Consider the following 25,043-nt stretch of genomic DNA (forward strand, 5'->3'; position numbering starts at 1 on the left):
CAGCAGCTCGGAAACGATCTGCTCATCGACGGACTCGGGCTCGGGAACCGGCAGGTACTTCTGGGGGTTCAGCATGGTCTTCCTCTCGGGATGGGCAACTGATCGAGCCGGGCGCTCTACAGGGCTGTCGGGAACGTTGGGAGTGTTGGGTTGTCGGGTTCCTTCCCAACGGAACTAACGGACCCAACAGGGGTGTAGGAGCCTCGCGTCCGCTTGGCGATCCGCCCGGCCTCGACCGCGCGCCCCAGGTAGACCGACACCTCTCGGGCGGGGATGCCGGTCCTCTCGCTGATCGCCTTTGGGCCGATGCCGGGGTGCTCGTGCACGATCGCCACGACCGTGCCGCCGCGCTCGCCGAGGCCGTCCTGCGCCTTCACGGACACCGACGCCTCCGCCGCGGCGCGCAGGTCCCCCGGCAGGGTCCAGCGGCCCCCGTCGAAGGTCACCGCGTACTCGCCCTCCATCGCGTCGCGGCTCGTCACCGAGAGCGTTCCCACCTCCTCGGTCCGCCCGCGGCGGAGGACGAGGATCGAGTCGGCGGCTCCGGCGAGCCCCTGCGTACCCGACACGGCGTCGAGGAAGTCCTCCGCGCTCGCCTTTCGGGTGTGGTGCACGGCCGTGAGGGAGGTTCCGGGGTAGTCGTCGCACACCTGCTTCAACGTGGACGCGACCCGGTAGTCCTTCGCGTAGTCCGTCTCGCCGGACCTCGCCTGGGGCGCCGTCTTTCCCAAGGTGTCCAGGTAGATCACCGCGCCCTTGCCCTCGTGCATGGCCGCGAATGCCACGCAGGTCTGCACGATGTGCTCGGCCGGGACGGAGGTGAGGAAGTACAGGTTGGCGGGTCCCTCGGTCACGCCGAGCACGTGCAGGCGGCTCTGCAGGCGGCGCGCCCCGTCCTCGAGCGCCATATAGAGCACCGGGCGCGGCGCACCGACCGAGAGCGTGCCGAGCGCATGCCCCCCACGGGCCAGTTCGACAGCGGTGTCGAGCACCGCCCACGACTTCCCGACCTTCGGCGAACCCGCGAAGATCGTCAACCCCTCCGGCTGCACACCAGGCAGCACGTATCGCAGCGGCGGGTACGCCTGCCGCATCAGCCAGCTGGCGGTGAACGCGCCCGCCAGCACGGACATAGGGTCCCCGCCGGCCGGCAGACCGCCCGCGGGCAGCACCCCCGTCTCGTGCGCCTCAAGCAGGTCACGATCGGCCTCGCCGTACAGGTCACGGATTGTGCGGTGGGTGAGCCGACGGATGTCGCGCTGTTCCGCCTCGGCGTCTCGGGCTCACCGACGTACAGCGGAGCCGGCGCCGACCCGATCACTGCTCCGGTGAAGAAGTCCCGCATGCCCGCGCCTTCGGGCAGCGGCTCGGTACCCTGATTCATGTCGTCCCCCTCTCTCGGGGCCGGATCGGGCGCTCGCTGTTCGTCGCGGCGAGCGCCCTCGTTCGTGGTCAGGGCTCGATGCCGAACTGCTCGCGGAGCGGACCGGCGAGCACCTTCCAGTTGCGGCCGAGCCGGACGGCCCGGATCGTTCCGGCCTCGACGGCCCGGCGGCACACCGCCTCGGACTGCTCGATCAGCGCTGCCGTCTCCGCGATCGTCAGGGTCGTCCGTTGCACGGCTTCCCGTGCCTGCTCGCGGGTCACCCTGCGTTCGTTCATTCCGGTCTCCTCCGTGTTCCGCTCTCTCGCGTCAACACGGAACAGGCTGCTACGGATTGCGCTCGCTTACATCTGTAGCGTTCTGTAGAGTTGCGAGCATGGATCAGGTCTCCTTCGCGCTTGCCGCCGATGGGTGGCACGCGACGGGGGTCCTCGGATTCGAGGCGTTCGACCTCCGCGGGCTCCGCGCTGCACTGATCGACGGCGAGCCGACCCTGATCGGCGTGACGTTCGTACCGCGCCCGGGCGAACACCGCCCCGCGGACATCGCGCTCACGCCCAAGCGCCTTGCAGCCCTGCCAGGCAGGCGGCTGGCGGCCGTGCTGCTCGCCTTCCACGAACCCACGAGCGACGTCCCCGCTTGGATCGAGGCGATGCGCCGCCTCGACGACGAGCCGATGGTCCGCCCCCGCAAAGGTTCAGTCGAGTTCTCGGAGGAGGTGGCCGACGTCATCCGCGTCGCCCGCGAACAGGGCGACTCCGCCGTCCAAGCCGTCGCGGACCGATGGCACGTCGGTATCTACCGCGCCGACCAGTACATCCGGGAGATGCGCGAGCATCTCGGCGACCGCGCGCCCGGCGATGGCCGGCGTGACCGACCCCGCCGCGGGCCGCGATCCGATGCCCCCGTCGAGGTCACCCTTCCCCGTCGTCGCCCCGTCAAGACCATCCGAGAGAGCGTGCCGTCGCCCGCCTCGCGTCGCCAGCGCCGTACTACCCCTGAGGAGTCCGCATGACCACCCCCAAGCGCCGCAAGGTCAACCGCCGCGACTTCGGCAGCATCCGGAAATTGCCCTCCGGCCGCTGGCAGGCCCGCTACCCGGACGAGCACGGCAAGCCGATGTCGCCGCAGCACACGTTCGAGACCAAGGCGGAAGCCGCGGCACACGTCGCCGCCGTGCAGACCGACCGCGAACGGGGCACCTACCTCGATCACCGGGACGGCGGGGTGCTGTTCGAGGTGTTCGCGGCAGAGTGGATCGACAACGGCGGCGCCCGCGGACGGCTGGCCCCGCGCACCGCTGAGTTGTACCGGGGCCTGCTCGCCCGGCACCTCACTCCGCTGCACGGACTGACCCTCACGGCGATCCGGCCCGACACCGTTCGCCGCTGGTATCGGCAGCTCGGCATCGACCTCGCTGCGCACTCCACCCGCGGCAGTGGGGCGACTGCGCAGCGTCAGGCGTACGCCTTCCTTCGAGCCGTCATGTCGACCGCCGTCGGCGACCGGAAGATCGCCGCCAACCCCTGCACGATCGTTGGCGCTGGGATTGCCGAGCAGCACGAGCGTCCGCTGCTTTCCGTTACCGACTATGGAGCTGTTGTGGAGGCGCACCGGGAGCACGTTCGGCCCGCCCTGCACACCATGTTCGGCGCGCACCTGCGGCTCGGCGAACTGCTCGGGTTGCAGCGCGGGGACGTCGACCTCGCAGCCGGGACGATCCGGGTCGAGCGGCAGGTCGTCACAGTCGACGGCACGACGCGGACGACGGCACCGAAGAGCGGCACGGGCCGCACCGTCGCGCTCCCCGCCGTCACCGTCGCAGTACTTCGCGAGCACCTCGCCACCACCAGGGGGTTCGCGAAGACGCCCCTGTTCGTGCAGGCGTCGGGCCGTCCGTTCAGCCGCTCGCAGATGGAGCAGGCGTGGCGGAAGGCCGCGAACGCGGTCGGCCTACCGGACGCGCACCTGCACGACCTACGGCACGCGGGGCTCACCCTGGCAGCGCAGGCGGGTGCGACCGTCGCTGAGCTGAAGGCGCGCGGCGGGCACCGGACGACGGCCGCGGCGATGCGGTATCAGCACGCCGCGGAGGAGCGCTCCGCGGTCATCGCGGCGGGCATCAACGACGCGTTGGAGGCCCGTTCTGGGGTCGCTACTGGCACGCGGGTGGCACGACCGGCCCTCGATGCGTGATCGGAGAAAGCCGAGCCGACGAGCAGAATCCCTGGTCAGCTACGACTTCCAGACGCGGAGGGGATGACGGGAATCGAACCCGCACCACCAGTTTGGAAGACTGGAGCTCTGCCATTGAGCTACATCCCCGCGTCGCCGGCGGGAGGCCGACGGCGGCGCCCATCGTAGCCGGGAGCCGGAGGCCGCCTCTCCGTGGCTCACCCGCCTGCATCGGAGGGCGGATCGGTCACCCAGGGCGTGACACGTGGGCGAGCACCACTCCTGGGCCCCTGCGGCTGATGTGCCCCTGCGCGCGGGCACATCAGCCGCACAGGGGCCCGGGAGCGCGAGGGGACCGGCGCGGATCAGTCGAGGTCGACCGCGACCAGCCAGGTGTCGCCGGCGGCGCGGTCCGCGAGGGCGAGCGCGAGGCGCAGCTCCTCCGCGCGGCCCAGCAGGCCCGCGACGTCCTCGGTGAGGTCGTCGAGCAGGTCCGCATCGATGTCGTCGTCGTCCATGCGTGCGACCAGGCGGTTGATCGCCGCGCCGATGGTGAGGCGCTCGGCGGCGAGCGCCTCGCGGTGCGGGCCGGAGGCGGGCGCCCGGTCCTCGGCGAACCACGTGTCGAGCGCGGCGGAGGCGGGACGCATCACGGTCTCGGCGGTGCGGAGCATCGTCATGGAGCGATGGTCGCGGCCGCGATCGACCTCCACATGACCTGATCGTGTCCTGCCGGTGAACGGGCTCCTGATTGCGGCGGGGCGCGAAGACTCAGAGGGCGCGGTGTGCGAATCGGCCCGCGATCAGGGTGAACGCCACCGCGTCGGGGTCCAGCGCCCCGACGGGCCGATCGAGCGCGATCAGGTCAGCGGCGTCGCCGACCCGCGGGGTCGCGCGCCCGCGGGTGGAGGCGGCGAGGGCCGCGGCGAGCGGGATGCGCTGCTCCGGGTGCCACGCCTCCTCCCCCGGCAGGGCGCGGTCGACCGCCGCGCGCAGGGCCCGCCACGGGTCGAGCGGCGCGACCGGGGCGTCGGACCCGAACGCGAGCTTCGCGCCCGCCTCCAGCAGCGCCCGGAACGGGTAGGCGCGACCGGTGCGGCCGGGCCAGTGCTCGGCGGCGACGTCCCGGTCGTCGAGCAGATGCGCCGGCTGCACGCTCGCGGTCACGCCGAGCCGGCCGAAGCGCGGCACGTCCGCGTCCGCGATCTGCTGCGCGTGCTCGATGCGCCCGCGCGCACCGGCCGCCTCGAACGCGTCGAGCGCGATGCGCACGGCGGCGTCGCCGATCGCGTGCACGGCGGGGACGAACCCGACCTCGCCGGAGCGCCGCAGCAGGGCGGTGAGCTGCTCCTCCGGCACCGCCAGCACGCCGTGCCCGCCGTCCGGGTACGCATCGAAGCAGTAGGCGGTCCGCGTGTTCAGGGCGCCGTCGACCAGCACCTTCATCGGGCCGACCGACACCAGCCCGCTGCCGCCGATCGGGGTGCCGGTGGACAGCCCGGCAGCCGCGGCGCGCTCGAGGTCGAAGCCGTAGACGCCCGCCTCGATGCGCGGGCCGTCCCAGCCGTCCGCCGTGCGCTCGAGCCAGACGTCGCGGTTCCAGGTCATCTCGAGGTCGACGAGGCCGACGACGCCGCGCCGGACGGCGTCCGCCATCAGGCGCTGCAGCGCGTGCTCGGCCTGGCCGGCGGCGAGCGCGTTCGTCTGCTGCCCGACCGCGAACGCGGGCGCCTCCCGCAGCATGCCGTCGTTCCCGGGCACCACGCCGAACCGGCGGGCCGCGGCGGACGACAGCCACACCGCGTGCACGTCGTGGCTGAGCAGCACGACGACCCGGTCGCCCGCGACCGCGTCGAGCGCCGCCTGCGTCGGCACGTCCGGCCACAGCCCGTCCTGGAACCCAGCGCCGATCGCGGGCTCGCCGGACGGGGCACGGTCGACGGCGGCGCGGATCCGCAGCAGCGCCTCCGCCGCGGTCGCCGCGCCGCCGAGCGCGACGCTCGAGGAGGTGAGCGCCGCCTGGGTCACGTGCACGTGCTCGTCCCAGAACCCGCGCAGCAGAGCGCGGCCGTCGAGGTCGACGGTCTCCGCCGCGTCCGCGTCGAGCCGCGGTGCGATCGCGGCGATGCGCCCGTCGCGGATCCGGACGTCGACGACCGAGCCGTCGACGGAGGCGCGGCGGAGGAGGAGCCCGGTCACCGTTCGGGCCGGGTCTGCCAGCCCGGCGCCCAGTACAGGCTCCTGCCGCCCATGTCCTCCATGACGACCGTGCCCGGACCCCGCAGGCTGCGCTGGCCCGTGCGCTTGTAGACGTAGTGCCGCGCGTCCCGGTGCGCGAGGGCGCGGCGGTAGTCCTCCTCCGTCTTCAGGTCGGCGCGGGTCAGCATCTGCCCCGTCTCGACCCCGATCGCGAGCAGGTGCGCCCAGTCCTTCCAGAGGCGGCGGAGCGCGGCCTCCGGGATCGTCCGCCCGGGCGCGTGCGGGTCGAGCCGGGCGCGGAACAGCAGCTCGGCCCGGTAGATGTTACCGATGCCGGCCACCACGGACTGGTCCATCAGCTGCAGGCCGATCGGGGTCGCCGACCGCAGGACCCGCTCGACGAAGCGGTTCTCCGCCTTCCGGCTGGCGTCGTGCATGGGGTCGGGGCCGAGCTTCGCGACCAGCCGCTCCACCTGCTGCGGGTCGAACACCTCGCACGCCGTCGGCCCTCGCAGGTCCGCGACCGCGGTCTCGGTCAGCAGCCGGACCCGCACCTGGCCGACCGGCGGAGGCGGGAAGTCGCCCTCCGGGGCCTCGAGCTCGCGGTCGGATTCGGACATCCGCAGGGTCGTCCGGCCGCCGACCCGCAGGTTGCGCTCCCCCTTCGCGTCCTGCGCGGCGGCGAGCTGCTCCGGCGTCGCCTGGGACAGGGCGCCGTCGCGGTAGCCGGCCAGCTGGTCGGTGAGGCCGCTGCGGCGCACGTCGTCGCCGATGCGGCCGTCCGCCACGGTGAAGGTCGGCGCGGAGGTGACGTCCCCGGCGAAGTCCCACGCGCCGTAGAGGCCGAGGTGCACGTGCAGGGTGCGCTCGCCCTCGAACTCGAGCAGCAGGTGCTTGCCGACGGCCGTGGAGGCGACGATCCGGCGACCGTCCAGCTCCGCAGCGCCCGCGGCGAAGCGCCCCTGCGGGCTCGACGCCGCGACGCGATGGCCGACGAAGTCGCGGCGGAACTGCAGCGCGATCCGATGGACGGAGTGGCCCTCGGGCACGTCAGGCCCGCAGCGCGTCGACCTGGTGGCCGGCGATCGCGCCGGTCGCCTCGAACTCGGCGAGCTCGGCGATGCGGCGGGCGTGCCGCTCCTCCTTCGAGAAGGGCTCGGCGAGGAACAGGTCGATCAGGTGGGTCGCCTCCTCGAGCGTGTGCTGCCGGGCGCCGATCGCGCACACGTTCGCGTCGTTGTGCTGCCGGGCGAGCAGCGCCGTCGACTCGTTCCAGATCAGCGCCGCGCGGACCCCGCGCACCTTGTTCGCCGCGATCTGCTCGCCGTTGCCGGAGCCGCCGAACACGACGCCCAGCGCGTCGACGCCGGCGCGCTGGTCGTCGACCACGCCGATCGCCGCGTTGATGCAGAAGGACGGGTAGTCGTCGAGGGGTTCGTAGGCGGTCGGCCCGTGGTCCACGACCTCGTGCCCCTGCGCCTCCAGGTGCGCCTGCAGGTGCTTCGAGAAGTCGAGTCCGGCGTGGTCCGTGCCGAGGTGCACCCGCATGCGCCCACCCTAATTCTTCGTGGATCCGGGGATCTGCGCACCAGCGGCCGGGATCCCCGGATCCGCGAAGAATCCCTCGGGCGGGCTGCGTAGGGTTGTCGGCCGAGAACGCGACGCGAGGAGCGAGCAGCATGCCCGGAGAGAACCTGACCAGGATCGAGGCCGAGGAGCGCGCGGCGATCGTGCAGCCGTCGGCCTACGAGGTCGAGCTGGACGTCACGCGCGGGCCGGAGGTCTTCGGCTCGACGACGACCGTGCGCTTCGCGGCGACGCCCGGCGCCAGCACGTTCATCGACGCCATCACGCGGACCGTGCACTCGGTCACCCTGAACGGCGCCGCGCTCGACCCCGCGGAGGTGAGCGACGGCGTGCGCATCCGGCTGCCGGACCTGCAGGCGCAGAACGAGCTGGTCGTGGTCGCCGACGGGATCTACACGAACACCGGAGAGGGCCTGCACCGGTTCGTCGACCCGGTCGACGACGAGGTGTACCTGTACACGCAGTTCGAGGTGCCCGACTCGCGCCGCGTGTACGCGGTCTTCGAGCAGCCGGACCTGAAGGCGACGTTCCGGTTCACCGTGACGGCGCCCTCCGCCTGGGCGGTCGTCTCGAACCAGGCGACGCCGCAGCCGGAGCCCGCGCACGAGGGCGCGTCGCGATGGGGCTTCGCGCCGACGCCGGTGATCTCCTCCTACATCACAGCTCTCGTCGCCGGCCCGTACAAGTCGGTCACGGACAAGCTGACGAGCGCCGACGGCCGCACGATCGCGCTCGGCGCTTTCGCCCGCGCCTCCCTGTTCGACCACCTCGACGCCGACTACGTGTTCGAGAAGACGAAGCAGGGCTTCGCGTTCTACGAAGCGCTGTTCGGCGTGCCGTACCCGTTCGACAAGTACGACCAGCTGTTCGTGCCGGAATACAACGCCGGCGCGATGGAGAACGCCGGCGCGGTCACCTTCACCGAGACCTACGTGTTCCGCTCCAAGGTCACGGACGCCACCCGCGAGCGCCGGGTCATCACGATCCTTCACGAGCTGGCCCACATGTGGTTCGGCGACCTCGTGACCATGAGGTGGTGGAACGACCTCTGGCTGAACGAGTCCTTCGCGGAGTTCATCTCCACCCTCGCGACGGCGGAGGCGACGGAGTGGAAGGAGGCGTGGACGACCTTCAACATCCTCGAGAAGAACTGGGCGTACACGCAGGACCAGCTGCCGTCGACCCACCCGATCGTCGCGGAGATCCGCGACCTCGAGGACGTGCAGGTCAACTTCGACGGCATCACCTACGCGAAGGGGGCGAGCGTGCTCAAGCAGCTCGTCGCCTACGTGGGCCGCGAGCCGTTCCTGGCCGGCGTGCACGAGTACTTCGTGCAGCACGCCTTCGGGAACACGACGCTGAAGGACCTGCTGGTCGAGCTGGAGGCGACGAGCGGCCGGGACCTGACCGCGTGGAGCGCCGCGTGGCTCGAGACCGCGGGCGTGAACACGTTGACGCCCGAGATCGAGACCGACGAGGGCGGCGTCATCACCGAGTTCGCCGTCGCGCAGACCGGGGCGGAGGGGTACCCGGCGTCGCGGCCGCACCGGCTCGCGATCGGCTTCTACGAGCTGGAGGGCGCGGGCCTGGTCCGCACCGAGCGCGTGGAGCTCGACGTCGACGGGCCGTCGACGGACGTGCCGCAGCTGGTCGGGAAGCGACGCCCGGCGCTCGTCCTCGTGAACGACGACGACCTCGCCTACGCGAAGATCCGGCTCGACGAGCAGAGCCTCGCGACCGCGATCGACCACCTCGCCGACATCGAGTCGCCGCTGGCGCGCTCCCTCGTCTGGAGCGCGGTGTGGGACGCGACGCGGGACGCGGAAGCGCGACCCCGGGACTTCGTGCGCCTTGTGCTGAACAACGTCGGCAGCGAGACCGAGTCGACGACGATCCGCCAGGTCGTCGCGCAGGCCGTGCTCGTCGCCTCCTCCTACGTCGCGCCCGAGGTGCGCGAGTCGACGCTCGCCGAGCTGGGCGACGGGCTGCAGCGCCTCGCGTTCGCGGCCGAGGCGGGATCGGACGCGCAGTTCCAGTTCGTGCGCGCGCTCGCCTCCATCGCCCGGACGCCCGAGCAGCTGAGCGCCGTGCGCGGGCTGCTGTCCGGCGCGACGCCGCTGGCCGGGCTCGACGTCGACACCGACCTGCGCTGGGAGCTGCTGATCGCGCTCGTCGCGGGCGGCCAGGCCGACGGGCCGGAGATCACCGCGACGCTCGCCGCGGACGACACCGCGACCGGCCGGGAGTCCGCAGCGCACGCCCGCGCCGCCATCCCCACCGCCGAGGGGAAGGCCGCCGCGTGGGCGTCGGTCGTCGACTCGGCCGCGCTGCCGAACGCGACCGTGCGCGCGACGACCCTCGGGTTCCGCCGCGCGATCGACCTCGGCGTGCTCGAGCCGTACGTGGATCGCTACTTCGCGGCCGTCGAGCAGCTGTGGGCCGACCGCAGCTACTCGATCGCCGAGACGCTGGCGCGCGGGCTGTACCCGGCGCCGCTCGCTTCGGCGCCGCTGCTGGGGGCGTCCCGCGCGTGGCTGGACGGCCATCCGGACGCGCCTCCCGCCCTCCGCCGCGTCGTGATCGAGAACGCGGCCGCGGTCGAGCGCGCGCTCGCCGCGCAGGAGCGTGACGCGCGTGCTTGATCTCCTCGTCTCCTCGTCCGCCGGCCGGGCGGCGACGTCGGTCTGGGACTTCCTCTGGGGCACCGGCACCCAGTCGGGCGACGGTCCCCTCGGCAAGGCGATCCAGATCGCCGTGGTCGTGGTCATCGCCGTACTCGTGCGCCTCGTCGCCAGCCGCGTCATCCAGTCGGTGGTGAACCGCATCGTCACCGGGGCCAAGAAGCGCCGGAACGTGCAGGACACCCAGGCGCTGCTATCGTCCCCCGTCAGCGCGGCGCGCGTCGTGCAGCGCACAAGAACGCTCGGGACCGTGCTGAACAACGTGATCTCGGTGGTGATCATCATCGTCGCGCTGATCACGATCGTGACGATCATCAACGCGCAGATCACCGGCGCGTTCTCCCTGATCACCGCCGCTTTGGGCGCCGGTCTGGGCTTCGGGGCGCAGAACCTGGTCAAGGACGTGCTGACCGGGCTGTTCATGGTCGCGGACGACCAGCTGGGCGTCGGCGACATCGTCGACACCGACCTCGCGACGGGCATCGTGGAGGCGGTCGGCATCCGCGTGACCCAGATCCGGGACGTGAACGGCGTGCTCTGGTACGTGCGCAACGGCGAGCTGACGCGCATCGGCAACCGGTCGCAGGGCTGGTCCCGCGCGATCGTCGACGTCACCGTGCCGAACAGGGCCGACGTCGACCGGCTGCAGCCGCAGCTGCTCGCGGCGGCGAAGGCTGCAGTCGCGATGCCCGAGTGGCAGGGCAGCGTCACCGAGACGCCCGAGCTGTGGGGCCTCGAGTCGGTCACGGCGGACGGCGTCGTGATCCGCATCGTCGCGAGGACGACCGCGAACCAGCGGGACGACGTCGCGTGGGCGATCCGCACCCACCTCCGGGAGGCGCTCGAGGACGCCGGCGTCGAGGAGATCCGGCTGTCGAGCGACCGGCTCGCGGAGTTCGAGTACGCGGGCGCCCTGCGCGGCGTCCGTCCGCCGCGGACGGGCTCGATCCCGGTGCCGAAGCGCCGCGCCGCGCGGAAGGCGACGCCGTCGATCGAGTCGACGCCGTCAGGCCCCATCGCCGCGCCCAAGCCCCGGACGGCACCCCGCGGGTCGACCGGCGCCACCGGCGCGACGGGCAGGACCGGGCCGAAGGCGTCGGACGACGAATCCGATGGCTGAGGACCCCGGCAGCTTCTACGCCGCGGTCGGCGGCCGTCCGACGTTCGAGCGGCTGGTCCGCCGCTTCTACGCGGGTGTCGCGGACGACTCTCCGCTGCTCGCGCTGTACCCGGAGCAGGACCTCGAGCCCGCGATCCAGCGGCTGACCGGCTTCCTGGAGCAGTACTGGGGCGGCCCCGGCACCTACAGCGAGCAGCGCGGCCACCCGCGGCTGCGGATGCGGCATCTGCCGTTCAAGGTGAACCCGGACCAGCGCGACCGGTGGCTGCGGCACATGCGCGACGCGGTCGACGAGCTCGAGCTGCCGCCGCTGTACGAGTCGGAGCTGTGGGGCTACCTCGAGCGCGCGGCGCACGCGATGGTGAACACCTTCGAGGAGTGATCGTCCCGGTCCACCGGCCTCACCGGCCGGCGGTCAGTGCAGCAGCAGGAGCCGCAGGACGACGATCCCGATCACCATCGCGCCGACCGTCGCGATGACGACGACGAGCAGCGCGGCGAGCCCGGCGATGCGAGCACCGGCGCGGATGAGCCCGAGCGCGACGAGCGCGCCGACGAACAGCGCACCCGGCGTGCGCTGACCGATCTCCGGATTCGTGCTCATGATCCGAGGCTATGGAACGGTTCAGAAGCGCACTCGTCCCCATTCGGGGAATGGTTCTCCCCCGTTCGGGAATGCGATTCCGTCTTTCAGAAGAATCGGCGGGATACCCGACCGGATCTCCGGAAAGACGAAGTGCGTCAGGTGCCCTGGAGGGACCAGCCCCGGCGCTTCACGAGGACGTGGCCGCGATGGGTCGAGAGGCGCGTCCAAGGCCCCGTCTCGTAGACCGGGATCGCCTCGTCGGCCTCGCCGAGGAATCCGAGGCTGTGCGCGGCGAACGCGGCGCCGGCCGGCACGTGATCGATGTCGGGCATCGACCGGCCCCACACCTCCGCGCGCACCCGCCGCACGATCGCCTCCCCGGCATCGGCGGGCAGCGCCTCCGCGACCTCGACGATGCCGGCCCTGGCGATCTCCTCGAGGGAGCCCGCGGCCGTCGCGGCCACCTCCTGCCAGCCGCCGCGCGGCGGGGCGACGCCCGCCCACGTGACGGTCGCGACCTCGGCGGGGATGCCGATCAGGACCGTGCCGTCCTCCGGGTCCGGCACGGCCGCGTCGAGCCGCGCGACGAGCGACGCGATCGGCACGACGGCGTCGAGCCGCTGATCGATCCGGATCCGCACGGTGCGCAGGCCGAGCACGGTCGGCGTCTCGTCGAGCAGCCCGCCCGGATGCAGCACGGCCGTGTAGACGGCGAGCACCCCGCCTCCGGCGATCAGGCGGGCGGAGGCGCGGTCGATCCGGTCGGCCCGGCTGAGGTAGGTCTGCAGATCGGTGAGCGCCGTCTCGTCCGGCAGCATGAGGAAGCGGTCCATCCGGCTCCCTAAACTAGCGGCCGGACACGAGGAGGGGACCGTGGAGCCGTTACCGGCGATGCTCGCGACGCTGAACCTCGTCGACACTGGCGCGAGGACGGACGAGGACATCTTCACGGGCCCGTCGCAGTGGAGCCCGCAGGGCCGCGTGTTCGGCGGCCAGGTGCTCGCGCAGTCCGTGGTCGCGGCGACGCGCACCGTGGCCGCCGACCGGCCGATCCACTCGATGCACGGCTACTTCCTGCGCCCCGGCGACGTGGAGGTGCCCATCACCTTCGCGGTCGATCGCATCCACGACGGCCGGTCGTTCACGACGCGGCGCACCCAGGCGTACCAGCACGGCGTGCCGATCCTGTCGCTGATCGCGTCGTTCCAGACCGACGACGAGGGCCTCGATCACCAGGCGCCGATGCCGGAGGGCGTGCCCGACCCGGAGGGGCTGCCGGACGAGCGGGAGCTGCTCTCCACCGTCGACCACCCGATGGCCCGCTACTGGGCCAGCGGCCGGCCCTTCGAGCTGCGCCACGTCGACGGCTCCATCTACCTCACCGCCGACGGTCCGCGCGTCGCGCAGCAGGCCGTCTGGCTGCGGGCGCGCGGGCGCCTGCCCGACGACCCGGCCCTGCACCGCGCCGCACTCGCGTACGCGAGCGACTACACGATCCTCGAACCGATCTGGCGGCGGCACGGGATCGCGTGGGCGACCCCGGGGCTGAAGGCGGCGAGCCTGGACCACGCGATGTGGTGGCACCGCCCGGCGCGCGTCGACGACTGGCTGCTCTACACGCAGGAGTCGACGAGCGCCACCGGCGGACGCGGGCTCTCCCACGGCCGCATCTACACGCGGGACGGCGTGCTCGTCGCCTCCGTCGCCCAGGAGGGGATGACCAGGGTCGCCGCCCGCTCGGAGTGAAGGTGTTCCTGGATCCGGGCAGTCGGTCGGATCCCCGGATCCAGGAACACCTTCAGCGGCGGTGCGCGAACCGGACCGGGGCGTCCAGGTACGGCGCCCAGGCCGCGCGCTCCGCGTCCGTGATGCGCCGCGGCCGCTCGCTCGCCGCGTCCACGAGCACCAGCGTCGACGCCGCCCTGGTGGTCAGCCGCCGCGGCTCCTCGCCCATCGGGCTGAACACCTCGTAGTGCACGTCGAGGCTCGCGCCGCCGAGCCGCGCGATCCAGACCTCGCAGTCGAGCGGCGAGCGCCCGTACGGGATCGGCAGCAGGTACTCGATCTCCTGGTGCGCGATGAGGCTGAGGGTCTCGGAGCCGGGCCGGCCGTCGAGCACGGCCGGCCCCTGCTCGTCGGGCGAGCCCGCAGGCACGGTCCAGAACGCCTGGATCCGCACCTCCTCCAGCAGCCCGAGCATCGCCGCGTTGTTCACGTGGGCGTACGCGTCGATGTCGCTCCAACGCAGCGGGATCGGGATGCTGAGGCGCACGAGGGCTACGCGCGGGTCAGCTTGCGGTACACCCCGCGCCCGACGCCCACCGACTCGGGGCCGAGCCGCTCGGCCTTGTTCTCCTCGTAGGCCTGGAAGTTGCCCTCGAACCAGTACCAGGCGCCCGGCTGCTCCTGCGTGCCCTCGTAGGCCAGGATGTGCGTCGCGATGCGGTCAAGGAACCACCGGTCGTGGGTGATGACCACCGCGCAGCCGGGGAACTCGAGCAGCGCGTTCTCGAGGCTCGACAGGGTCTCGACGTCCAGGTCGTTGGTCGGCTCGTCGAGCAGCAGGAGGTTGCCGCCCTGCTTCAGGGTGAGCGCCAGGTTCAGGCGGTTGCGCTCGCCGCCGGACAGGATGCCGGCCCGCTTCTGCTGGTCGGGCCCCTTGAAGCCGAAGGTGGAGACGTAGGCGCGCGACGGCACCTCCGTCCGGCCGACCTGGATGTAGTCGAGGCCGTCGGAGACGACCTCGAACAGCGTCTTCTGCGGATCGATGCCGCCACGGCTCTGGTCGACGTAGGAGATGTCGACGGTGCTGCCGACCGTGAGATCGCCGCCGTCGAGCGGCTCGAGGCCGACGATCGACTTGAACAGCGTGGTCTTGCCGACGCCGTTCGGGCCGATCACGCCGACGATCCCGTTGCGGGGCAGCGTGAAGGACAGCCCGTCGATGAGGACCCGGCCGTCGAAGCCCTTCTGCAGCTTCTTCGCGTCGATGACCTGCGACCCGAGCCGCGGGCCGACGGGGATCTGGATCTCCTCGAAGTCGAGCTTCCGCGTGCGCTCCGCCTCCGTCACCATCTCCTCGTAGCGCGCGAGGCGCGCCTTCGACTTCGCCTGGCGGCCCTTCGCGTTCGAGCGGACCCAGTCGAGCTCGTCCGACAGGCGCTTCGCGAGCTTCGCGTCCTTCTTGCCCTGGACGGTCAGCCGCTCCTGCTTCTTCTCGAGGTAGGTCGAGTAGTTGCCCTCGTAGGGGTAGAGGCGCCCGCGGTCCACCTCCGCGATCCACTGCGCGACGTGGTCGAGGAAGTACCGGTCGTGGGTGACGGCGAGCACGGCGCCGGGGTACTTCGAGAGGTGCTGCTCGAGCCAGAGCACGCTCTCCGCGTCCAGGTGGTTGGTGGGCTCGTCGAGCAGCAGCAGGTCCGGCTGCTGCAGCAGCAGCTTGCAGAGCGCGACGCGGCGCTTCTCGCCGCCGGACAGGAACTCGACCTGGGCGTCGCCCGGCGGGGTGCGCAGCGCGTCCATCGCCTGCTCCAGCTGCGAGTCGAGGTCCCAGCCGTTCGCGGCGTCGATCTCGTCCTGCAGCTTGGCCATCTCGGTGCCGAGCGCGTCGTAGTCCGCGTCCGGGTCGGCGTACTCCTCGCCGATCGCGTTGAAGCGGTCGATCTTCGCGCGCAGCTCGGCGACGCCGTCCTGCACGTTCTCGAGCACGGTCTTCGACTCGTCCAGCTCCGGCTCCTGCATGAGGATCCCGACGGAGAACCCGGGCGTCAGCTTCGCCTCCCCGTTCGACGGGGTGTCGAGCCCGGCCATGATCTTCAGGATCGTGGACTTGCCCGCGCCGTTCGGTCCGACGACGCCGATCTTGGCACCGGGGAAGAACGACATCGTCACGTCGTCGAGGATCAGCTTGTCGCCGTGCGCCTTGCGGGCGCGGACCATCTGATAGATGTACTCCGCCATGCCTCGATCCTAACTTTCGCGGCGTGGAGCCCCCTCCGCGGCCGGGTCAGAAGGGTGTCTCGTCCTCGGCGGACCACCCGGCGGCCGCACCGACGGGCACCGCCTCCCGCTGGGGCTCCTGCAGCCCCGCGAGCGCCTGCGCGCCCCAGTCCCCCGGTTCGGCGGGCTGCGCCGAACCGGGATGCGCAGGCTGGTCCTGCTGCGCGGTCGTGGTCGGACGGGCGCCGTCGCGGTAGTCGCTGGTCCCCCACCGCAGGTCGTGACCGAGTGCCGTCGCGCGCAGCTCCGCGTTGCGGGACTTCCCGCCGCTCTCGAGCGTGAACTCCCGGACCGTGAGCACGCCCCGCACGATGACCTGCTGCCCGCGGTGGAAGGACGCGTGCGCGTTGCGGGCCAGGTCGTTCCAGGCGGCGACGCGGAACCAGCTCGTGGGCCCGTCCGCCCAGCTGCCGTCGGCAGCGCGCCGCCGCTCGCTCGTGGCGAGGGTGAAGTTCAGCACCTCCCCCTTCGACGTCGACCGCAGCTCGGGTTCCTGCCCAATCCGACCGATCAGCGTGATGGTGTTGTCGTTGTCCGCCATAGCGGCACCTCCTCGTTCCCTCGTGGGTGCGCGGTCCCGGGGAGCCCGTGCCGTGGACGTGACCGGGACCGCGCGGAAGCGATCGTGCGGCACCGGCGGAGGTGGCGTGGTCCCGATCCCCGTCGATGGCGGAGATCGGGCCTGTGGAGGAGCGGCGCGCCCGCCCTACGCCAGCAGGGCCAGGGAGTCCTCGGTCCTCGCGGTCCGCGTCAGCCCCGTGTAGGAGGAGTACATGACCTGGTAGCCGTCGGTGGGGTCGAATCCGTAGACCACGAAGTCGTCGGGCGCAGCGCCGTCCTGGTAGGCGTTCGCGCGGAACAGCCGGATCGAGGCGTGCTCGTAGCCGAAGAACCCGTCGCTCCTGATCACGAGCTCCGTGTGCTGCTCGATCCCGGCCGCGTCGCCGTGGTGCGCGATGTAGTCGGCGACCTGGTTCACGGTGGACTCGACGTCCAGTCGGAGGGTGCGATGACGCCACTCGACCGTGAACGCGTCCACCCGCTGCTTCGCGTGCGCCGCGCTGAATCCCGTGACCTTGTCGAGGTAGGCGGCCATCCCGTAGGGGCGCACGACGTCCGCAGACACCGTCTTCAGGCGCAGGTAGGCGGTGCGGTAGTAGCCGAGGGTCCCGCGGAAGATCAGGCGATCACCGCGCTTCTGCGGTTCGACCACCCGGACGACATAGGTGGAGGGGATCGAGTGGCCGTTCCGCACGACCTTCTTCGCGCCGGCGACCGGCGTGATGCTGAGGCGGTAGTCGTGGTGGTTGTAGTCCACGAGGTCGCCGCGCGTGAGCGGATCCGTGTACGCCGCGTTCGCGGGCGTGCTCCCCGTCACCATCGCGGTTGCGACTCCGATCGCGGCGACGACTGCGATCACCCGTCTGCGCATGGGACCCCCTCGGCTGCTTCTCTGCAACGGACCTGAACGCGCACCGTACTGCGCTCGGTCGATCGCGGGAAGCGGCGCGGCGCTCAGGCCGCCTTGACGTACGGCGCGTAGGCGCGCCGGACCTTGTTCACCTTCGGCAGCGCGACCGCGAGGCAGTAGCCCTGGTTCGGGTTCTTCGCGAAGAAGTCCTGGTGGTAGTCCTCGGCGGGGTACCAGACGCCGAGCGGCGCGAGCTCGGTGACGACCCTGCCGTCCCAGATGTCGGCGGCGCGATCGATCGCGGCCTGGAACGCGGCCCGCTGGTCCTCGTCGGCGAAGTACATGGCCGAGCGGTACTGCGTGCCGACGTCGTTGCCCTGCCGGTTCAGCTGGCGCGGGTCGTGCAGCGTGAAGAAGACGTCGAGGATCACGTCCCGCGGGATCACGTCGGGGTCGAACGTGACGGCGACCGCCTCGGCATGCCCGGTGAGGCCGGTGCAGACCGCCTCGTAGGACGGGTGCTTGAGGGTGCCGCCGGTGTAGCCGGACTCGACGTCCGAGACGCCCTCGAGCGTGCGGTACACCGCGTCCAGGCACCAGAAGCAGCCGCCGGCCAGCACGTAGGTCTCCATGACCGTCCCCTCTGCGAAGTCGTTCCTGGCAACCTGCCCGGACCTGAGCGCATTCCCCCGCGCCTCCCGTGTCCGTCGTGACCCCGCGCTAGCATCCGGCCCCATGTGGGACGACCTGGTCGCCTGGTTCCAGTCACCCGGCGGGGCCCGGGTTCTGCAGACCGCTGTCATCCCGGCCCTCGCGATCCTGGTCGCGGGCGTGCTGGCCGCGCTGATCGGGCGCGCGGCCGTGCGCTCGTCGATCGCCCGGGCGGACCGGGTGGAGGCGGCCGGTGCGGTCGCCGGCCTCGTCGAGGCCGCGCGGGCGGCGACCGAGGCGGACGCGGAGCGCGGCGGCCGCCGCCGTGCCGCTCGCCTCCGCACCGAGTCCGACGTGCGGACCCGGCTGCTGACCCTGCCGGGCGCCGCCCTCGCTGCCGACTGGGCCGGCGCGCGCACCGACGCGCTCCTCGCCCACGCGGCGGAGGCGGGACCGGTGCAGGCCGACCTGGACGAGCTGCGCGACCGGCTCGTCGCCTGGGTGAACCGGCCGTCGAGGGCTCGCCGCATCTTCGGCGCGGCTTCCGTGACGCCGATCCCCTCCCCGCCCGTCTCCGACAGCGCGCGGACCGGGCCGCGCCGGCACAGCGCCTCGGCCGAGCAGCCCGCGGCAGCGGAGGCGCAGGTTGCTTCGCCTGCCCTGCCTCCCCCTGTGGTCGCGCCCGTCTCGGAGGCGCCCGAGCCGGTGGCCTCCCGCGGCGAGGCGGTTCCGGCCTGGCAGCGGACGCGTTCCGGCGAGCGCCTGCAGCAGGAGCGCGAGCGCGCCGTGCGCGCGCGCGTGGGCGAGCCGGCGGCCGAGGAGCCCGAGCAGGGGGACGACCAGACCGCCCCGGTCGTGGTGCCGTCCCTGCGCCGCGCGTCCGCGGCTCCTGCAGCGCCGAGCGCCCCGGCGGCTCCCGCCGTCCCGGCTGCCGCCGCTGCCTCCCCTGCCCCGGCCTCCGCGGAGGCGGACGAGGCCGTCCGGCTGGAGGCGCACCAGCAGGCCCGGCACGCGCGCCCGATCGAGGAGCCCGCGGTGTCGCCGGGCACGAACGCGCCGAGCGGCGGTTCCGCCCAGAAGTCGGGCGTGCCCGCTCCGGCCTGGCTGGACGTCTACGACGACGAGGCGCAGGTCACGCAGAACCTCGACCTGAAGACCCCGCCGCCGGTGTCCGCCAGCGCCGTCCGCGGCCGCGGCGCCCCGGGCGAGGACCTGGTCCCCCGCTCCTGATCCCTCCATCACTTGTGCGGCCGAGACGGACACGTGCGGTTCGGGTCCGAGCTGTTATGTCTCAGGACATCGGTGACGGTTCTGCATCAGGACATCGGTGACGGAGCTGCGGCTCTTGGTGGTGACACTTCTGGCCTGACGGTGAGGGGTGAGTCGTGTCGAGCCCGTTGATCCCCGTGTCCGTCTCGAGATCTCGCAGTGGCCGCCGGATGCCCCGCGCGGCGCGGTGACGACGTTCTGCGCCGAGCACGGGATCTCCCGTAAGACGTTCTACGAGCTCCGGAAACGGACCCTCACCGATGGGCCGGCCGCGGTCCTGGAGCCGCGGTCCCGCCGCCCGAAGGTCAACCCGACAGCGATCGGCGAGTCGACGGTCCGGGAGGCGGTGCAGGTGCGGGCGGCGTTGGAGCAGTCCGGTCTCGATCACGGACCGATCAGCGTCCATGACCGGATGCGGGCCCTTGGCATCGAACCCGTGCCCTCGACCGCGTCGCTCGCCAGGATCTTCCGAACTGCGGGTGTCGCCCGGTTCGAGCCTTCGAAGAAGCCGCGGGCCGCGTATCGCCGGTTCGTGTATCCGGCGCCGAACGCGTGCTGGCAGCTCGACGCGACCGAGTACGTGCTCTCTGGCGGGCGGACCTGCGTGATCTTCCAGCTGATCGATGACCACTCCCGCGTCGCGGTCGCCTCCCACGCCGCCGATGGCGAGACGTCCGAGGCCGCGGTCGCGGTGATGAAGAAGGGCATCGCCGCGCGCGGGGTCCCGCAACGGCTGCTGTCCGACAACGGCGTCGCGTTGAACCCCTGGCGGCGCGGCGTGATCGGCCAGCTCGTCGCGTACGTCATCCCGCTCGGGGTCGACCCGATCACCGGCAAACCGGGACACCCGCAGACGCAGGGGGAAGAACGAGCGCTTCCACCAGACCCTGTTCCGCTACCTGAACAAGCAGCCCATGGCCGACACGCTCCAGGAGCTCCAGGCCCAGATCGACGAGTTCGACCTGATCTACAACACCCAACGCCCGCATCAGAGCCTCCCCGGCCGGAGCACCCCGCAGCAGGCCTGGGACGCGACCCCGAGAGCCGACCCTCCCCGCCCCAGGGAGATGCCCCCGATCCCGATCAGGACCATCACCACCCGCCCGAACCAGCCCGAGATGACCCCGTCCCAGCAGATCCAGGAGCGCCGCGTCTGGGCCAACGGCAGCGTCTCGATCTACGGGATCCAGTTCCACATCAGCGGCCGCCTCGCCGGCCAGACCATCCGCACCATCGAAACCCTCGACGGCGTCACCTTCACCGACCTCGACGGCACCGTCCTCCTCGAACGCCCCTGGCCGACACCCGGCACCACCTACGTCAGCAACGACAAACCCGCCTTCGGCCACCCAACACCGTCACCGATGTCCTGACACACCAACCGTCACCGATGTCCTGATCCAAATTCGTCACCGATGTTCTGAGACAAGACAGCTCGGGCCCGAACCGCACTCGTCGGTTCCGGCCGCACCAGCGCATGCACCCCGAAGAGTCGGCGTTGATCAGCCCCCGTACACTCGACCACCGATCGCGCTCGGCCCCGATAGCTCAATGGATAGAGCAACGGCCTTCTAATCCGTAGGTTGCAGGTTCGAGTCCTGCTCGGGGCACGAAGCGTTCATCCTGCGCCTGAGATGCACGGCTTGGCCGGTAGGCGCCACGGCTCAACCGAACGCGATCCGCTCGAACACCATCGTCGCCTGCACGCGGTCGCCTCCGCCGATCAGCCCCTTGCTGCCGGAGGAGGCCGTCGTGATCGTGTGCAGCCGGTAGCCGAGCGCGGCCTGCTTGTTGATGACCTGCTCGAGCTCTGTCAGGTTCCCCGACCCGCTCCCGATCAGCTTCTCCTTCAGCACGACCTGGAGGACCACGTAGTTCTGCTCGTTGGCCAACACCGACTCCGCTCCTCGATGGGCAGTCGCAGAGCGCGGCCGACCCTCACCCATCGACGGTAGTTCAGGCTCCCCGACCGGCCGATCGACGAGGTGGAGCGCCTGTGAACGCGCTCGCCGGGAAACTCGATGCCATCGCCACTTCGGATCCACCTCCCGAGTCAGCCGAGGCCCCGGTAGGACGAACGCCGTCGGCAGCGATGCCGCTCCTCGCCTTCGAGCCGATCCTCAAGCAGAAGAGTGTCGTGACATGTCCTCTGCGCGGTCGCATCCGTGTTCCCGACGGCACGACCGATGCCGACCTCCTGCGTCATCGCGAAGCTCGCGTGACCGATGTACTCAGCATTCGCTCTGGCGCCGACGCCGGCTGAGTCGAGCAGTGCTGCGCTGCTTCTTCGCTCCTCTTGACGAAGTCGGCACTTTCGAGTAAGCCAGCATTAACATGAATGAGCGTCGCGGGTATCGGCTGCGGGCGCGTGGGGACTCGGTCGCAATGACCCACGAGCAGATCCTGGCCGCCGGTCGCTCCCTTGCCTTCAACGATCTCGTGCTCAGCCCGACGCTGCAGCAGCTTGCGGCGGGGGCGGGAGTCACCGTGCAGACCGTGCTCCGTCACTTCGGCTCACGTGATGAGGTGCTCGCCGAGATCGAGCGGACGGCCCGCGACGAGATCGCCGCGGAACGGACGCCGGCTTCCACCGATGTGCATGCGGCGCTGGGCGCTCTCCTCGAGCACTACGAGCGTCGGGGAGCATTCGTCATGGCGCTCATCGCTCGCGAAGCGAGCGATGAGCGAGCGGCGCAGATCGCGAGGTACGGGCGTGCCGTCCACCGGCAGTGGGTCGAGGACGTGTTCAGACCGTCCCTTCCCGATGCGACATCCGATCGCGACGAAGCACTCGACCTCCTCGTCGTGGCGACGGACCTCTTCACCTGGCACCTCCTGCGACGCGATCGCGGACTCCCGATCGAGGTCGTCCGCGATCGGATGAGCGTTCTCATCACCGGCGCACTCCTGCGCGTCTCCACACAGAAAGGTTCATGATGCTCACCGCCCTCCTCGTGACCGTCGACCTGGGCGGCAATCTGCCGCCGATGCTCGGAATCGGCCGCGTACTGGCCGAACGAGGTTGGAAGGTGCTCGTGCACGGCGACGACGCCGCGCTCCGAGCGGCCGCCCGCGCCGGCCTGGACGGGATCCCGGCTGCCGGGTTCGAGTACGACCCGATCGCCGCGCGAGGAACGGCTCAGACACTGCGAGACATCCCGAAGCTGTGGGCGGATCGCAGCCGCGGCAAGGATGCGGTCGACGCGGCTCGCCGGGTGGACGCAGCAGTCGTCGTCGTCGACGGTTCCCTGATCGGAGCGCTCGCCGAGTGCGAGCAAGCGGGCCTTCGAACGGTCGCGCTGGCCCACACGTCCTGGGAGGGGTTCCGCGGATTCGTCACCGGACCTCTCGGTCTGCTGGTGCGTCTTCGCGGAGCTGCGGCCCTCTCCGTGCTGACTCGAGCGGATCGGCTGCTGGTCACGAGCGACCCCGCGATCGGACGACCGGGCGCGCTCCCGGCGAATGCGACCCTCACCGGCCCCGTTCTTCAGGACGCGCCGAGCACCGCGGTGATCAGACAGACCCCGCTCGTCGTGGTGAGCCTCAGCACCGTTGCCTTCCCCGGCCAAGGCGAAGCGCTGCAGCGGATCCTCGACGCGCTGAGCCGCCTGCCGGTCGACGTGCTCGCCAGCACCGGCCGAACCGTCGATCCGCACGACCTCCGTCCCGGCGCGAACACGACGGTCCATGAGCTGATCGACCACTCGGCAGCCATGCCAGGAGCGTCCGCGTTTGTCGGCCATGGAGGGCATGCCGGAACCGTCCGGGCGCTCGCCCACGGCTTGCCCCTGCTGGTCATCCCGATGCATCCGATGATGGATCAGCCCCGCATCGGCCGCGCCGTCGCCGCAGCGGGTGCCGGGCTGACCCTGCCGAGGACGGCATCCGTGGATGCGATCCGAGACGCGGTCCTTCGTCTGCTCCGCGACCCGGGCTTCGCGACCGCGGCGACCCGGATCGGGCGGTCCTTCCGCGACGGCGGCACCGTCGCCGCTGACGTCATCGAGCAGGTCGCGATCGGCCCGACCCCGGCCTTGACACCGAGCGGCATCACCTCCGATCCGAAGGACAGGGGGTGGTCTCCTCGGATTCGACGTCGTTCACACACCTCGTGAGAGTGCCGCGCTGACCGTCGAGGTTCTTGGTCGCCACCTGTGTCACCGCGGACGGCGTCACGCCTTCTCCAGGCGTGCCCGGACGTTCGCTCTCGCCCGCGAGTACCTGCTGCGGACGGTACCGGCCGGCACGTCCAGCATGTCCGCGACCTCTGTGAGGCTGAACCCGTCCCACACCACGAGCGCGAAGATCTCGCGGTCGATCTCGGGCAATGCTGCGACGAGCTCGCGGACCAGATCGACCCGCGGGTCCTCCTCGTGTCGCCAGTGCCTGCCGGCGAGGTCGGGCCGCGTGCTGAGCTGTGACCGGAGCTCGGACGAGAGCGCGTCCCGCCGTGCCTGTCCTCGACGGTGGGTCGAGAGCGTGTTGCGCGCGACGCCGAACAGCCACATCCGGGCTTGCCGCTCGTCGGCCGGGACGACGTCCGCGCGGCGCCAGGCGACGATCATGGTCTCGGACAGCAGATCGCCGGCGTCCTCCACGGGTCGGACCCGTCTCTGGAAGTAGGCCAGCAGCGCGGGCGCCTCCCGCTTCAAGGTCGTCTCGACGCGGGTCCGCTGATTGGTGCTGCGCACGGCTCCGCGCTCGCGTGCCCGGGTCGAGGGGGTCGGTGTCGCGGTCACTTCGACGTCTCGGCGCAGACCATGGACCAGCCGCTGATCCGAGCGTGGTCGCCACCGGAGCCCTTCGGGGCTGCTGACGGGACGGCTGCTGCGGCTGCTGCGTTCATCACCGGATCGAGCGCGTCCGAGACATCGGCCTCGTCCACGGCGTCGTAGGTCCGCTGGCCCAGGCCGGTCCAGTCGTGCTGCTCTACGTACGCCTCGGCCTGCTCGGACTGCTGCACGGACAGGTCGAGGTACTCGAGGAACGCCTGGCAGTGCTCGTGGACTCCGCTGGTCGTCACGTAGTCGACGGGGATGGCGGTCGGGGTCCGGTACATGCCGGTCTCCAGCGACTGGAACGGCGAGATCTTCGTCCAGTAGTCGCTGGTGGCTGCCGCGGCGAGCAGCACCGCGCCCGTGACCGCGAGACCGATCAGGACCGGCTTGCGACGATGAGCGGTCCTCCGTCGGGCGCGCGTCCGGTCGACCAGCTCGTCGAGCGTCTCCGCCCGGACCGCTGTCGTCGCACCTGCCCGCCTGAGCAGGTCGTCGAACTCGATGTCGTCCATGTCGCTCCCTCTGTGTCCGCGGATTCTGCCCGCATCACGTACATGGCCGGGAGGCGCTCGACTGTTGCACCGGGGAACAACCTCGTCGAAACGACCGCCGCTAGCGCGTCGTGTCGATCTGCATTGAGTCGGCGGCGATGAGGACTCTCAGGGGTTCGAGCACACCCGCGCAGCGCTGCCGAGATGCGTGTTCAGTCCTCGTCCTCGATCAGTCCTCGTCGTCCTCCTCCGTCCCGGTGAGGTACGCGTCGCCGTGGAGCGCGCAGCCCAGCGCGGCGAGCCCGGTGAGCACCCGAGCAGGGAAGACGAATCCGCCCTGCCAGGAGTCCGAGTCGCCGCTCCAGCGCACGATGACGTCGTACCGGTCCTGGAGCGATCGGATGTCCTCGACCCGGTCGGCGAAGACCCGCAGCAGCTCGGTCAGCGCACCGCAGCCGGTCTGGTCCTCGCGGTCCGGTCCGCCGGCGAACTCGACTCTGTAGAGCCATGCGCCCGCTTGGCGGCGCCTTCCCTCCGCGTTGGGCAGCCCGGTGCGGATGTTCCGGAAGAGGTCTCCCTGCTCCCACATGCGAGTCGGTTCGATGCCGAGAATCGCGGACACCGCTGCCGCCGACTCGTCCCGGCAGTGCACCGCCAGGGTCGCCGTGTTGTCGATGATCATCGCTGCGGGCTCCTCGTCTCGAACGCTCGA

At 71.5% G+C, this 25,043-nt stretch carries 28 protein-coding genes, 2 tRNA genes and 1 pseudogene; 13 read left to right on the top strand and 18 right to left on the bottom strand.

Annotation, left to right across the window (positions count from 1 at the left end; translation table 11 throughout):
• Positions 1–116 precede the first annotated feature (116 nt).
• Positions 117–1,172, bottom strand: a complete 1,056-nt coding sequence (locus ACFE60_RS05855) for an AAA family ATPase (RefSeq protein WP_375387910.1) — start codon at positions 1,170–1,172, stop codon at positions 117–119.
• A 9-nt stretch (positions 1,173–1,181) separates the two neighbouring features.
• On the opposite strand from ACFE60_RS05855, the gene ACFE60_RS05860 reads away from it, so the two are divergent.
• Positions 1,182–1,379: a hypothetical protein gene (locus ACFE60_RS05860; RefSeq protein WP_375387911.1), complete on the top strand. Its 198-nt coding sequence runs from the start codon at positions 1,182–1,184 to the stop codon at positions 1,377–1,379.
• Positions 1,380–1,452: 73 nt separating this feature from the next.
• On the opposite strand, the gene ACFE60_RS05865 is transcribed toward ACFE60_RS05860, so the two are convergent.
• Entirely contained in the window at positions 1,453–1,620 is a 168-nt protein-coding gene (locus ACFE60_RS05865) for an excisionase (protein WP_375387912.1), read from the bottom strand.
• 140 nt (positions 1,621–1,760) lie between these two features.
• On the opposite strand from ACFE60_RS05865, the gene ACFE60_RS05870 reads away from it, so the two are divergent.
• Positions 1,761–2,399: a hypothetical protein gene (locus tag ACFE60_RS05870; RefSeq protein ID WP_375387913.1), complete on the top strand. Its 639-nt coding sequence runs from the start codon at positions 1,761–1,763 to the stop codon at positions 2,397–2,399.
• Entirely contained in the window at positions 2,396–3,580 is a 1,185-nt protein-coding gene (locus ACFE60_RS05875; protein WP_375387914.1) for a tyrosine-type recombinase/integrase, read from the top strand. Before ACFE60_RS05870 ends, ACFE60_RS05875 begins: the two co-directional genes overlap by 4 nt.
• A gap of 58 nt (positions 3,581–3,638) precedes the next feature.
• Here ACFE60_RS05875 and ACFE60_RS05880 read toward each other — a convergent pair.
• The 5 genes from ACFE60_RS05880 to ACFE60_RS05900 all read right to left on the bottom strand — a co-directional run bounded on the left by ACFE60_RS05880 (position 3,639) and on the right by ACFE60_RS05900 (position 7,306).
• A tRNA-Gly gene (locus ACFE60_RS05880) sits at positions 3,639–3,709 on the bottom strand.
• 215 nt (positions 3,710–3,924) lie between these two features.
• A complete protein-coding gene (locus tag ACFE60_RS05885) occupies positions 3,925–4,239 on the bottom strand; it encodes a hypothetical protein (protein WP_375387915.1) in 315 nt (104 codons plus the stop codon).
• 91 nt (positions 4,240–4,330) lie between these two features.
• Entirely contained in the window at positions 4,331–5,758 is a 1,428-nt protein-coding gene (locus tag ACFE60_RS05890) for an amidohydrolase (RefSeq protein ID WP_375387916.1), read from the bottom strand.
• Entirely contained in the window at positions 5,755–6,807 is a 1,053-nt protein-coding gene (locus ACFE60_RS05895; protein WP_375387917.1) for an Fpg/Nei family DNA glycosylase, read from the bottom strand. The genes ACFE60_RS05890 and ACFE60_RS05895 overlap by 4 nt, the downstream gene beginning before the upstream one ends.
• A 1-nt stretch (position 6,808) precedes the next feature.
• On the bottom strand, positions 6,809–7,306 hold the full coding sequence (locus ACFE60_RS05900) for a ribose-5-phosphate isomerase (RefSeq protein WP_375387918.1): 498 nt from the start codon (positions 7,304–7,306) through the stop codon (positions 6,809–6,811).
• A 131-nt stretch (positions 7,307–7,437) separates the two neighbouring features.
• Between ACFE60_RS05900 and pepN the strand changes: the two genes are divergently transcribed.
• From pepN to ACFE60_RS05915, 3 genes are read left to right on the top strand one after another with little or no spacing between them, the layout of a single operon-like run.
• Positions 7,438–9,987 (top strand): aminopeptidase N, encoded by a 2,550-nt coding sequence (gene pepN / locus ACFE60_RS05905; protein ID WP_375387919.1) that lies wholly within the window; start codon positions 7,438–7,440, stop codon positions 9,985–9,987.
• The gene (locus tag ACFE60_RS05910; RefSeq protein WP_375387920.1) at positions 9,980–11,146 is read left to right on the top strand and encodes a mechanosensitive ion channel family protein; all 1,167 of its coding nucleotides are present in this window, start codon (positions 9,980–9,982) and stop codon (positions 11,144–11,146) included. The genes pepN and ACFE60_RS05910 overlap by 8 nt, the downstream gene beginning before the upstream one ends.
• The gene (locus ACFE60_RS05915) at positions 11,139–11,528 is read left to right on the top strand and encodes a globin (RefSeq protein ID WP_375387921.1); all 390 of its coding nucleotides are present in this window, start codon (positions 11,139–11,141) and stop codon (positions 11,526–11,528) included. Before ACFE60_RS05910 ends, ACFE60_RS05915 begins: the two co-directional genes overlap by 8 nt.
• A gap of 33 nt (positions 11,529–11,561) precedes the next feature.
• On the opposite strand, the gene ACFE60_RS05920 is transcribed toward ACFE60_RS05915, so the two are convergent.
• Entirely contained in the window at positions 11,562–11,750 is a 189-nt protein-coding gene (locus tag ACFE60_RS05920; RefSeq protein ID WP_375387922.1) for a hypothetical protein, read from the bottom strand.
• Between the two features lie 137 nt (positions 11,751–11,887).
• Complete coding sequence (locus tag ACFE60_RS05925) at positions 11,888–12,565, bottom strand: hypothetical protein (RefSeq protein WP_375387923.1); 678 nt, start codon at positions 12,563–12,565, stop codon at positions 11,888–11,890.
• Between the two features lie 58 nt (positions 12,566–12,623).
• On the opposite strand from ACFE60_RS05925, the gene ACFE60_RS05930 reads away from it, so the two are divergent.
• The gene (locus ACFE60_RS05930) at positions 12,624–13,478 is read left to right on the top strand and encodes an acyl-CoA thioesterase (protein ID WP_375387944.1); all 855 of its coding nucleotides are present in this window, start codon (positions 12,624–12,626) and stop codon (positions 13,476–13,478) included.
• A gap of 52 nt (positions 13,479–13,530) precedes the next feature.
• Here ACFE60_RS05930 and ACFE60_RS05935 read toward each other — a convergent pair whose 3' ends face one another.
• The 5 genes from ACFE60_RS05935 to msrA all read right to left on the bottom strand — a co-directional run bounded on the left by ACFE60_RS05935 (position 13,531) and on the right by msrA (position 17,774).
• Positions 13,531–14,004 carry an acyl-CoA thioesterase gene (locus ACFE60_RS05935; RefSeq protein WP_375387924.1) on the bottom strand — a complete coding sequence of 158 codons (474 nt, stop codon included), beginning with the start codon at positions 14,002–14,004 and terminating at the stop codon, positions 13,531–13,533.
• Positions 14,005–14,009: 5 nt separating this feature from the next.
• On the bottom strand, positions 14,010–15,692 hold the full coding sequence (gene ettA, locus ACFE60_RS05940) for an energy-dependent translational throttle protein EttA (RefSeq protein WP_375387925.1): 1,683 nt from the start codon (positions 15,690–15,692) through the stop codon (positions 14,010–14,012).
• A 46-nt stretch (positions 15,693–15,738) separates the two neighbouring features.
• The gene (locus tag ACFE60_RS05945) at positions 15,739–16,272 is read right to left on the bottom strand and encodes a single-stranded DNA-binding protein (RefSeq protein ID WP_375387926.1); all 534 of its coding nucleotides are present in this window, start codon (positions 16,270–16,272) and stop codon (positions 15,739–15,741) included.
• A gap of 165 nt (positions 16,273–16,437) precedes the next feature.
• Positions 16,438–17,163, bottom strand: a complete 726-nt coding sequence (locus tag ACFE60_RS05950) for a hypothetical protein (protein WP_375387927.1) — start codon at positions 17,161–17,163, stop codon at positions 16,438–16,440.
• Between the two features lie 83 nt (positions 17,164–17,246).
• On the bottom strand, positions 17,247–17,774 hold the full coding sequence (msrA, locus tag ACFE60_RS05955; protein ID WP_375387928.1) for a peptide-methionine (S)-S-oxide reductase MsrA: 528 nt from the start codon (positions 17,772–17,774) through the stop codon (positions 17,247–17,249).
• Positions 17,775–17,877: 103 nt separating this feature from the next.
• Here msrA and ACFE60_RS05960 point away from each other — a divergent pair, with 103 nt between their 5' ends.
• The 3 genes and pseudogenes from ACFE60_RS05960 to ACFE60_RS05970 all read left to right on the top strand — a co-directional run bounded on the left by ACFE60_RS05960 (position 17,878) and on the right by ACFE60_RS05970 (position 20,672).
• On the top strand, positions 17,878–19,023 hold the full coding sequence (locus ACFE60_RS05960; protein WP_375387929.1) for a hypothetical protein: 1,146 nt from the start codon (positions 17,878–17,880) through the stop codon (positions 19,021–19,023).
• 190 nt (positions 19,024–19,213) lie between these two features.
• Positions 19,214–20,461 (top strand): annotated as a pseudogene (locus ACFE60_RS05965) (integrase core domain-containing protein).
• Positions 20,462–20,599: 138 nt separating this feature from the next.
• Positions 20,600–20,672 (top strand) — tRNA-Arg (locus ACFE60_RS05970).
• 54 nt (positions 20,673–20,726) lie between these two features.
• Here the strand turns inward: ACFE60_RS05970 and ACFE60_RS05975 are convergent.
• Positions 20,727–20,957, bottom strand: a complete 231-nt coding sequence (locus ACFE60_RS05975) for a DUF4177 domain-containing protein (RefSeq protein WP_375387930.1) — start codon at positions 20,955–20,957, stop codon at positions 20,727–20,729.
• A 101-nt stretch (positions 20,958–21,058) separates the two neighbouring features.
• Between ACFE60_RS05975 and ACFE60_RS05980 the strand changes: the two genes are divergently transcribed.
• From ACFE60_RS05980 to ACFE60_RS05990, 3 genes are all read left to right on the top strand, one after another.
• On the top strand, positions 21,059–21,325 hold the full coding sequence (locus ACFE60_RS05980) for a hypothetical protein (RefSeq protein ID WP_375387931.1): 267 nt from the start codon (positions 21,059–21,061) through the stop codon (positions 21,323–21,325).
• A 122-nt stretch (positions 21,326–21,447) separates the two neighbouring features.
• The gene (locus tag ACFE60_RS05985; protein WP_375387932.1) at positions 21,448–21,999 is read left to right on the top strand and encodes a TetR/AcrR family transcriptional regulator; all 552 of its coding nucleotides are present in this window, start codon (positions 21,448–21,450) and stop codon (positions 21,997–21,999) included.
• The gene (locus tag ACFE60_RS05990; RefSeq protein WP_375387933.1) at positions 21,999–23,177 is read left to right on the top strand and encodes a glycosyltransferase; all 1,179 of its coding nucleotides are present in this window, start codon (positions 21,999–22,001) and stop codon (positions 23,175–23,177) included. The genes ACFE60_RS05985 and ACFE60_RS05990 overlap by 1 nt, the downstream gene beginning before the upstream one ends.
• A 57-nt stretch (positions 23,178–23,234) precedes the next feature.
• Here the strand turns inward: ACFE60_RS05990 and ACFE60_RS05995 are convergent, their stop codons facing one another.
• The 3 genes from ACFE60_RS05995 to ACFE60_RS06005 all read right to left on the bottom strand — a co-directional run bounded on the left by ACFE60_RS05995 (position 23,235) and on the right by ACFE60_RS06005 (position 25,013).
• On the bottom strand, positions 23,235–23,753 hold the full coding sequence (locus tag ACFE60_RS05995; RefSeq protein ID WP_375387934.1) for an RNA polymerase sigma factor: 519 nt from the start codon (positions 23,751–23,753) through the stop codon (positions 23,235–23,237).
• Between the two features lie 44 nt (positions 23,754–23,797).
• A complete protein-coding gene (locus ACFE60_RS06000; RefSeq protein ID WP_375387935.1) occupies positions 23,798–24,352 on the bottom strand; it encodes a hypothetical protein in 555 nt (184 codons plus the stop codon).
• 208 nt (positions 24,353–24,560) lie between these two features.
• Entirely contained in the window at positions 24,561–25,013 is a 453-nt protein-coding gene (locus tag ACFE60_RS06005; RefSeq protein ID WP_375387936.1) for a DUF4279 domain-containing protein, read from the bottom strand.
• Between the last annotated feature and the right edge of the window lie 30 nt (positions 25,014–25,043).

Source organism: uncultured Amnibacterium sp., assembly GCF_964245895.1.
Classification (GTDB): domain Bacteria; phylum Actinomycetota; class Actinomycetes; order Actinomycetales; family Microbacteriaceae; genus Amnibacterium.